This is a genomic window from Chryseobacterium sp. CBTAP 102 (genome assembly GCF_003201365.1).
Lineage (GTDB): Bacteria > Bacteroidota > Bacteroidia > Flavobacteriales > Weeksellaceae > Chryseobacterium > Chryseobacterium candidae.
This window is the reverse complement of the sequence record NZ_QICX01000017.1, coordinates 97,043-105,886: the sequence shown is the minus strand read 5'-3', so window position 1 is coordinate 105,886 and position 8,844 is coordinate 97,043. Positions and strand designations below refer to the sequence as shown.

At 27.7% G+C, this 8,844-nt stretch carries 9 protein-coding genes; 6 read left to right on the top strand and 3 right to left on the bottom strand.

What is annotated here, in order from left to right:
* Positions 1-250: 250 nt before the first annotated feature.
* The 3 genes from C8D70_RS19140 to C8D70_RS19130 form a co-directional block, all read right to left on the bottom strand.
* On the bottom strand, positions 251-2,494 hold the full coding sequence (locus tag C8D70_RS19140; RefSeq protein WP_110368349.1) for a CocE/NonD family hydrolase: 2,244 nt from the start codon (positions 2,492-2,494) through the stop codon (positions 251-253).
* Positions 2,495-2,503: 9 nt separating this feature from the next.
* Positions 2,504-2,674, bottom strand: a complete 171-nt coding sequence (locus tag C8D70_RS20945; protein WP_168801995.1) for a hypothetical protein — start codon at positions 2,672-2,674, stop codon at positions 2,504-2,506.
* 126 nt (positions 2,675-2,800) lie between these two features.
* Entirely contained in the window at positions 2,801-4,525 is a 1,725-nt protein-coding gene (locus C8D70_RS19130; RefSeq protein ID WP_110368348.1) for a helix-turn-helix domain-containing protein, read from the bottom strand.
* Positions 4,526-4,863: 338 nt separating this feature from the next.
* On the opposite strand from C8D70_RS19130, the gene C8D70_RS19125 reads away from it, so the two are divergent.
* From C8D70_RS19125 to C8D70_RS19100, 6 genes are all read left to right on the top strand, one after another.
* The gene (locus C8D70_RS19125) at positions 4,864-5,136 is read left to right on the top strand and encodes a hypothetical protein (protein WP_136521035.1); all 273 of its coding nucleotides are present in this window, start codon (positions 4,864-4,866) and stop codon (positions 5,134-5,136) included.
* A gap of 162 nt (positions 5,137-5,298) precedes the next feature.
* Positions 5,299-5,826: a hypothetical protein gene (locus C8D70_RS19120; RefSeq protein ID WP_136521036.1), complete on the top strand. Its 528-nt coding sequence runs from the start codon at positions 5,299-5,301 to the stop codon at positions 5,824-5,826.
* Position 5,827: 1 nt separating this feature from the next.
* A complete protein-coding gene (locus C8D70_RS19115) occupies positions 5,828-6,721 on the top strand; it encodes a hypothetical protein (protein ID WP_076597209.1) in 894 nt (297 codons plus the stop codon).
* Positions 6,636-7,613 (top strand): hypothetical protein, encoded by a 978-nt coding sequence (locus tag C8D70_RS19110; protein WP_110368347.1) that lies wholly within the window; start codon positions 6,636-6,638, stop codon positions 7,611-7,613. Before C8D70_RS19115 ends, C8D70_RS19110 begins: the two co-directional genes overlap by 86 nt.
* Positions 7,606-8,283 (top strand): ATP-binding cassette domain-containing protein, encoded by a 678-nt coding sequence (locus C8D70_RS19105; protein ID WP_110368346.1) that lies wholly within the window; start codon positions 7,606-7,608, stop codon positions 8,281-8,283. The genes C8D70_RS19110 and C8D70_RS19105 overlap by 8 nt, the downstream gene beginning before the upstream one ends.
* 19 nt (positions 8,284-8,302) lie before the next feature.
* Entirely contained in the window at positions 8,303-8,839 is a 537-nt protein-coding gene (locus C8D70_RS19100; RefSeq protein ID WP_110368345.1) for a hypothetical protein, read from the top strand.
* Positions 8,840-8,844 lie beyond the last annotated feature (5 nt).

Genomic DNA, 8,844 nt, shown 5'->3' with positions numbered 1-8,844 from the left:
GGTTAAGTCTTCTCCATTTTTAAAGGACTTATAGAAATCCTTGTTGTTTAATAAGTCTTCTTTGTCTATCATAACTATGTAATGGTTAAAAATAATAAAAAGTTATTTCCGTAAAATTTTTTGAGCTATGAGGGCTCAAAATTTTCCAGAATAACTTTTTAACTTACACAGTTAGTGAGACACTACCTTTCTGTGAGACCTTCTGGTTGCAAATCATGTGCTCTAAAGGTATCTGTAATTTTTCAGATAATTATTCCTTAATAACAGGAACATCTATATAGCTATCATTATAAAATTTTATTTCCAGTGGTTCCTTTGCATCAAGAATAGTTTCATCACTTACATCTTTTCCCGAACCATAATTTATTTGATAATATGGGGTTTTCATAACGCCCACTATCGCAACGAGCTTACTTCCTTTTTCTATTTTTTTACTTATAAATTTATTATTTGATATAGATATTGTTTCCTTTTTATTAGGGGTAAGTAAATTTCGTTTTTCGTTATTTTTATTATAACTAGCTCTATCCATATAACTTGATAATAAAAAATATTTTCCGTCGGGCATTAGCTCATATAAATAAACATAGACATCTACATCTTTTTTGTTGATTGAAAATTTAAATTTTCCAGAAAAATTACCTGACAATTCAAAAGATTTATCAAGTGGATTAGTTGTGAATATTAGACTATTTTTAGTGTATATTTTATTTTCAACTATTTCATTCTTTAATTCTAATAATTCATCCGCATCAGAACGGTCTTTTAAATCTACTTTCAGTAATGAAAAACTTTTATCACTTATTTTTACATCTGATAGTAAACCATTATTCTCTAAATAAAATCTTAGGGTATTTTTACTAATGTTCTCTAAGGAATTTACATTTTTCCATTGATTAGTGCCCATAACCTGATAATTAATCTTATTCTTCAAGAAAGATGGTTTTTTACCATTTTTTAAAATATAATCAAACCATTCAATCCAAATCGTGTTAAAATCTATATTAGCCACAGAATCAATTGTATATCCTTTTAGTTCGTTCTTTATATATCCCTGCGCACCGGAATGGTCATAAGGGCCAATAATCAGATAGTGATCGGCATTTTTATTGTATTTATAATGATTTTTAAGATAATATAACGCTCCTAACTGGTCAGCATCAAAATACCCAGTAATAGTTAAAACAGGAATATTAATATTAGAAAAATCTTTTTTATAAGGAATCATATTTTTCCAGTAATCGTCAAAACTGGGATGATTAAGCCATCTCTGAAAGATGATATTAGATTTTCCACTGATAGAGTCTAGTTGTCTAAATGGTTTCCCTGTGATATACCATTGTTTGTAGGTGGAATTCCATTTTTTAACATCACTAAAATCTGCATAATCAGTCATTTTTGAATTCACTACATAATTTAACCACCTTATAGCATAGGACGTAAATATATTATTATTCATAGGAAAATCTTCTGTACCAATTCCTACCGCAGCTTGTGGTATTATGGTTTTTAATGCCGAATGGAGTTTTTTTGTAGCCGCCCATTGGCTGAATCCTAAATAGCTTCCTCCAATCATTCCCACTTTTCCGTTACTCCAAGGTTGCTTTATAATCCAATTAATCGCTTCATTGATATCTTCAACTTCATGTTCAAAAGGTTCTATACTATTATTGCTTAAATATTTTCCTCTTGTATTTAAAATAACTCCGGCATAATTATCCGAAGCTAACTTCTTAGCCTCATTAATATTTTTAAGATCTGAATATATGGTATTTAGAAGTATTGTACTTTGAGGTTTTGGAGCTTTATTATTTACTACAACACTTAATGTAAGAATTCCATTATCTTTTGTAGTAACTTTTATACTATCATATATTGTAAATACCTCTTTTTCGAAATTTTTAAGTAACTGTGCTCCTAATTTGAATGTTTTATTCCCTACATCATATATATTGTATTTTCTACATAATTTTATAGCATCTGAAATGTCAATACTATCATGTTTTATATTACTCGTAATGATTTCACTAATATCTTTTTTTAACGCTATTGGATCATAAGTAAAATATTGGGATAAAATAATTTGTGATTTTAAAGGTAATTTTTCATACTTTTTTTTGAATTCTTCTTCATATATTTTGTCAAAATTGTTCTTATTAGGTGCTCGTTTAATAGTATTAATATAAATTTCAAATTGACTTCCCATTGCGCCAGCTGTTACGGAATTATTTCTCATTGTAATATTTCTAAGAGAATCCAGCTGTGAAAGTGATAAATTATAATTTTCATTAATAATATTTATTCTGAAAATATCATCATAATAAGTACCTGTAGCTTTGTTTTTCATATATCTGTCTTTAAGCTGACTGGCTAGATATTTTACAATATTTTCTGTATTTGCCACATTTTTAGGAGCAATTTCCCGCAAACTTATTTTTTGGCAAAAAGCAAACTGTAAACAAAAGACAAAATATATAAAGAAGAATTTTTTCATTCAAAAAGGTTATCCGTTATTACTACCCAGAGTCTGTTCTACAATTGTTTGATTATCATCTCCTAACACTGCTACATGAGCAATATTTCCTCCCTTGATAGAATTCAAACCGTTTGTAATTTTAACCAATTGTAATTTCTTCAACGACATTTTTTTTTCTGCTTTTTGCTGTTTTTTCATCAGGTATAAATAATTAATAGTTAAGATTGCAAATAAACTATCTTTGTTTCTTTTATCAAAAATAATAATCTCGAAATTGATCAATTTCTTATACGAAATATCACAAAATACTTATTATCAGCTAACTTACTTTTCAGTTTGTCCTTGTAATAATTTAATATAATAAGAAGGTAAAGTTCCGGTGATTTTCTTAAAAGCATTTGCAAAAGACTCAGAATTATTATAACCTATCTCATTGGCAATAGATGAAATTGTATATCTTCTTAATTTTTCGTTATCCTTTAATTCCTGTACAATATAGTTAATTCTTAGCTCATTCAAATATTGCGAAAAATTCTTTCCTTTTAATTCATTTACTGATTTTGAAAGGTAATCCCGATTTGTTCCTAAATCTTTAGCTAAATTATCTACAGTAATATTTTTATGTAGAAATTTTTTATTTTTTTCAAACTGCTCTAATTTTGTTTTGAGGCTCTGTAATTTTTCATCAGATAATAAGCTTTTAGACTTTTCTTCTGAAGGAACTTTTGGATTTCTGATTACAGCAGGAGGAGTCGGTAAAACTTCGGAAGATTTTGATTTTTTAATTAATAAGTCTGCCTGTTTTTGATATTCTTTAATTCTTCTTTTATATACATATATTAAAGAAAAAATAAACAAAATACCACCTCCTAGAAACCAGTATAATATTGAATTTTTATTATTCAAATCAGATATTATTCTTTCTTTATCCTCTAGCAGAATAGGAGTATCGTATTTTTTATAAATCTCCTTGGATAAATATTGCTTGTTATTATTGATAATGCTGTCTGCATAAAAGAGTTTATTAATGAATTTTAGTTGCTTTTTTTCATCCCCGTTTTTTTTATAATAATCAATTAAAATTTCATATTGATCTCTCACTATTGGTACAAAGTCGTTTGACCTGAATGATAATGAATCCGATTTTATAAAATATTGTATTGCCTCTCTTTCTTTATCAAGCTCGTAATTAATCTTCCCTAAATAATAATATAAAACTGATAAATTAACATGATTTTTATTTTTTTGAAGGTCTTTTTCGATTCCTGCCAGATGCTTATAAGCAATAGCATAATTTTTAAGATAATATTCTGCTATACCTTCAGACATAATAAAATAAACATATTGGCTATAATCATTATATTTTTCACACTCGGAAAGACCTATTTTATTATAGAGTTTGCTTTGTTGGTATTTTTTATTTTTACTATAGGAATTTGATACAGAAAAAATTGAACCTATGTAACTTTTAATGTCTTTATCATTGGTTTGCATTTTTTTCTTTTCATATTGGTAATATTCTAAGAAAAGAGGAAGTGCTTCTTCATTTTCATCAGTAGCAGTCTTTAAAATGCCCACCAGTTTTTTCACATAATAAAATTGATCTAAATTTTTATTCCTGGATAAGTTCTGTGCTTTTATATAGTAATTTAGCGCCTCTTTATATTTAAATTCATTATTCAGTAAAATTCCTTTAATGATATATGCTTTTGCCGGATATTCTTTTGTATTAACTTTTTGTGTTATTTTTATTAAAGAGTCCGCATAAGGATGTCCATCTTCGGAATTCAGTCCTTTTGCATGAGCCAACTTATAATAGCCATCATATATATAGTCATTATTTTCTTCTTTTTTGGCTTTACTAAGAATACTATTTGCATACAATTCTGCCTTCTCATTATCTATTCTTAAGACTTTATTATAACAGCTGATCAATTGTTCAAAACTTTTTTTTCTTAAAGAATCTGGAATATGAAAACCTTTTATATTCTGAGAAAAGAATAAATTCTGACAAAGAAAAACGATAAATAAGAAATATTTTTTTTGCATTACATGTTTACTGTCACAAAAATACAAATTCTATTATTTATTTTTCATTACAAATGATTAAATACACATAATTAACTCATAATCAAAAAATTAACATTATTTCTATTTTACCAAATTTGACCAATTTCGTATAGTAGCATTGTTAAATTTGATCAATTCCGATATGCTTTTCTTGTATCAGCAAAAAAGCCACTGCATCTTTGCTACAGGTAAAAACACAATGATATTTTATTTTTTGTATGTGTACAGTACAAAAACTTAAATATAAAAGCTGATCGGCAAAACCCCATGCCAGGGATTATATGGCAAAATTAATTATCATAAAAAACAAAATTATCATGAACAAAAAAATCAGAAACTCAGTTTTCGCAGGTGGAATGGCATTCGTATTTGCATTAAATTTTTTAGTACCTAATGTAGTTAAAGCACAAGGTATCGCCTATGGAGATCAAGTACAGTCTTCTAACACTTCACGCCAGGCGCTACCTCCGGGTTCAAGTGTATCTGCTGTTGCCGCTAGCGTTCTTCTTGCTGTAATGGTTGTTTCAGCTATAGTAGATGGTCTTCACGCTACAGATGATGTTTCAGCAAACGTCCAGAACTTAGACTAATAATGATTTAATGGCTCATTGTATTAATGAGCCATTTTTTTCCTGCCAGTTATGAAAAAAGCAATTAAAATATTTATCGTTACCTGTGTATCAATTTATTGGCTTTTTACATTTTTATATAATTCACCCAATAATTTTATAAAGATTGAGTATCAAAAAGAAATGAAAATATTTTCTACTTTTTTTGCTCAGAAATGGAGTTTTTTTGCACCTCCGCCGCAATTTAACTACAAACTTTATTTTACTTATCTGGATGAGAATAAAAATGAAATTGCAGCTTTCGAAGTCTATTCTTCAATTATAGAATCAAAACGAAATACAAGGCCATTTAATGGCAGAGCCGAAATGGTAGATTATACAATTTATGGATCTATAGAAGGTATCGTTAATACAATAGTGAAAGAAAGAACTGAAATAAACACCCAACAACCCGAGCTAAGTCTTAACAATGCCAATCTTCTGGCAGTACAAAAACTCAATGAAGCTCCTGAACAAGTTCAGGGTTTTCTTCTCTTGAAAGACTATGCGAAGATTGTTGGAAAAGATAAAATGTCTGCAGATAAGTTAAAGTCAGTAAAATATGTAACAATAAATATAAATTCCGAGGAAATTAAAAAGTTTGCTAACAGAGAAAGTAAAAAGCCAAATGTTGAATCTAAAGTAATTGCTTTCAGCCCATATCCTTTTTAAAATGAAAAAACTATTCCATTCAAATCACTATATATATCTTTCGATTTTCAGGATACTGATATCAATACATGTATTTAAAAAATATTTACAATTATTTTTCAATAAGGATCTCATCACCGATGCTACATTTTTGAAAGCAGCACCTGTTAATCCCATATTTCAGATATTTGGAATTCAGCAATCCACTATTTTTCAAAACATTAACATTATTCTTAGTATTATAATGTTGCTAAGTATTTTATTTGCCTTTGGGATTTTCAGATATTTCACTCCCTTATTGTTATATATTTCCGTTGAAATTGTTCAAAGAGCATATCCTTTTATATTAAATGGTGGTGATAATTTATTGAAATTTCTCTTACTGTACATGATTTTTACGGATTGCTACCGATATTTCACATTAAATAACAGTACCGGGCAAAAAAAAGACAGTATCAGCTATTTTGTAAATCAAATATCTGTTTTATCTATAAAAATTCATTTATCTTTGATTTATTTCGTTTCTGCCATATTCAAACTCAATGCTAAAGTCTGGTTCAGTGGTGTTGCCACTTATTATACTTTACAATTAGAAAGATTTAAGGGAACTGAAATGAATAATATACTAGCAAAAAATGGAATTTTTGTGACACTCTCTACCTATATTACTTTAATCTGGGAGTTAGCATTTCCTTTTCTTGCATGGCATAAAACCGGCAAATATGTGGTGTTCGCTCTTGGAATAATGATTCATCTGGGGATATACATTTTTATGATGATCCATGATTTTGAGATCCTATTTATGATGTGTTATGGTTTTTTCATAAGTGATGAAGAATGGAAAAAGGCTGGAGCCTATTTTCAAAAAATTACATTGCTATTCAAAAGAAAAATATTTAGTAAAGAATATGCTTAAGAGATATCTGAAACTGAGATTAAAATTATTATTTAAAGCATCAAACCAGAGTATGGATATTGGTGTTTTAGTGAGTATAATGCTTTTATTTTTATTTTTATTTAAAACGAATCATAATGGCTATTATGCATTAATTTCATCAACAGTTTTATTTATCATTCATTTTACACGAAAGGATATTAATTTTTTAAAAAATATTTTAGGAAAGCAATTCTATATAAGCCTTGCATTAGAATATTTGATAATTTGGGTTTTTATAAATTTATTTTTCGTTTTCAAAGAAAATAACTTTCTCTTTTTAGGAAATGTTTTTATATGTTTTGTTTTACCTTTTATAAAGCTAAAAAAATACATCGCAAATCCAGGATTTATTAACAAAATCCCTAATGCATTATTAGAGTGGAAAGCCTATATACGAAAGAATATTATAATTTTCTTTTCCTTTGTATTACTTTCCGGTTTCTTAGGATATCATCCTGCAACTTTGATAATATTAGGATTATGCTGGTTACATATTCTTTTGCATGTTTATTCGCTACAGGAAAATAAAGAAATTCTCATTCTGCAATTTTCAAGATTAAGATTAGAAAAAAAAATCATATACTCTTTTCTGATGTGCCTGATGATCTCAATTCCTGCTGTAATCAACTTTGCGTTTTTAAATCCTTTGCAAAAAGATTATATAATTTATTTCATTCTTTATGTTTTTCTTTCAAATTATGTTATTGTTATTAATAAGTATGTAAATTATAATGAAAAAGTAAAGGTAATCCATGTTAATGATGCAGACTTTTTCAAATTTACACTTATTATTGGATTACTAATTCCAGCAATAATTTATATAATACACAACAGAAAATCAGCCTTAAAGAAAATTGCAAAGTATGTTTAGTATACAAAATATCACATTGAATTATAACTCCAAAAAAGTTTTAGACAACCTTAGTTTAAATATAAATGAAGGGAACATATTTGGTGTTCTAGGAAGAAATGGGGCAGGAAAAACAACTTTATTTGAATCTATTTTTCAAAATACAAAATACAATGGACAAATATTATTACAAAACCAACCTATAAATAAAAGAGATATTTCGTATTTGGAATCTGAAAATTACTTTTATCCTTATCTGTCAGTTAACGATATTTTAAATCTGTTCATTCATGAGAACGAAGATGAAAAGGTAACAAAACTTACAAGTTTCTTTAATATTCCAACAGACTCTATTGTTGAAAAACTTTCATTAGGAACAAAGAAGAAACTTGCCATCCTTTGTAATATTTTAATTGATAGACCCATATACTTATTTGACGAGCCATTTAACGGACTTGATTTTGAAAGTGTCGAAAAGTTCTATTTTATCATTGATGAACTAAAAAAAAGAAATAAGATCGTTTTAATAAGTTCTCATATTATGGAAACTCTTACAAATTGTTGTGATCATATCGGACATTTACAAAATGGAAAATTCGCTAAAATTTATCTTTCAGAAGAATACCATTTAATAAGAACGCATCTTACAGAAGATATTCAGAAAGATTGGGTCTCTTACATCAACATTTAGCATTTAAAAACTAATTTCTATGGACAACAACCTTCTTTCATTGGAGTATATTTTTATTACTTCAATAGTGATCGCTTTATCCTTTACAGGATGTATTTATGGCATTGCATACTCTATTTCTTATGATAATTTTAGTATGACTGCCGTTGCTTTTTTTCCTATTCTTTCAATGTTTATTGCCTTTGTGCTTGCTGCTACTATTTTGTTTCTGTCATTAAAGAAATATAAGAATGAAAAAAAAGTAAATCATATCGCCAATTTTTATTATGTGACTTGTACATTTATTCTTAGTGGCATCATGATTTTTTTGATCGATGTTTTCGTGTATGCTTTAATTGATAAAACTTTATCTTTAAAATATGCTGAAACTTTGCAAATGATATCCAGACAATATGCGGTAACCTCAAAAAATATTGATTACGTGAAAAAAATTCCATTTATTCTTCAAAGTGGAATCATGATATTTACAGGCCTGTTGGCAGGGTCATTTTCGTCGTTATTCATTTTATCACAATATAAAAGCCTAAAAAAACAGCCAGACTTACAATCCATTTAAAAATT

Coding starts and splice junctions, on each gene's coding strand:
- C8D70_RS19140 (WP_110368349.1), bottom strand. CDS start 2,494: ATGAAAAAATTCTTCTTTATATATTTTGTCTTTTGTTTACAGTTTGCT.
- C8D70_RS20945 (WP_168801995.1), bottom strand. CDS start 2,674: ATGAAAAAACAGCAAAAAGCAGAAAAAAAAATGTCGTTGAAGAAATTA.
- C8D70_RS19130 (WP_110368348.1), bottom strand. CDS start 4,525: ATGCAAAAAAAATATTTCTTATTTATCGTTTTTCTTTGTCAGAATTTA.
- C8D70_RS19125 (WP_136521035.1), top strand. CDS start 4,864: ATGAACAAAAAAATCAGAAACTCAGTTTTCGCAGGTGGAATGGCATTC.
- C8D70_RS19120 (WP_136521036.1), top strand. CDS start 5,299: ATGAAAATATTTTCTACTTTTTTTGCTCAGAAATGGAGTTTTTTTGCA.
- C8D70_RS19115 (WP_076597209.1), top strand. CDS start 5,828: ATGAAAAAACTATTCCATTCAAATCACTATATATATCTTTCGATTTTC.
- C8D70_RS19110 (WP_110368347.1), top strand. CDS start 6,636: ATGAAGAATGGAAAAAGGCTGGAGCCTATTTTCAAAAAATTACATTGC.
- C8D70_RS19105 (WP_110368346.1), top strand. CDS start 7,606: ATGTTTAGTATACAAAATATCACATTGAATTATAACTCCAAAAAAGTT.
- C8D70_RS19100 (WP_110368345.1), top strand. CDS start 8,303: ATGGACAACAACCTTCTTTCATTGGAGTATATTTTTATTACTTCAATA.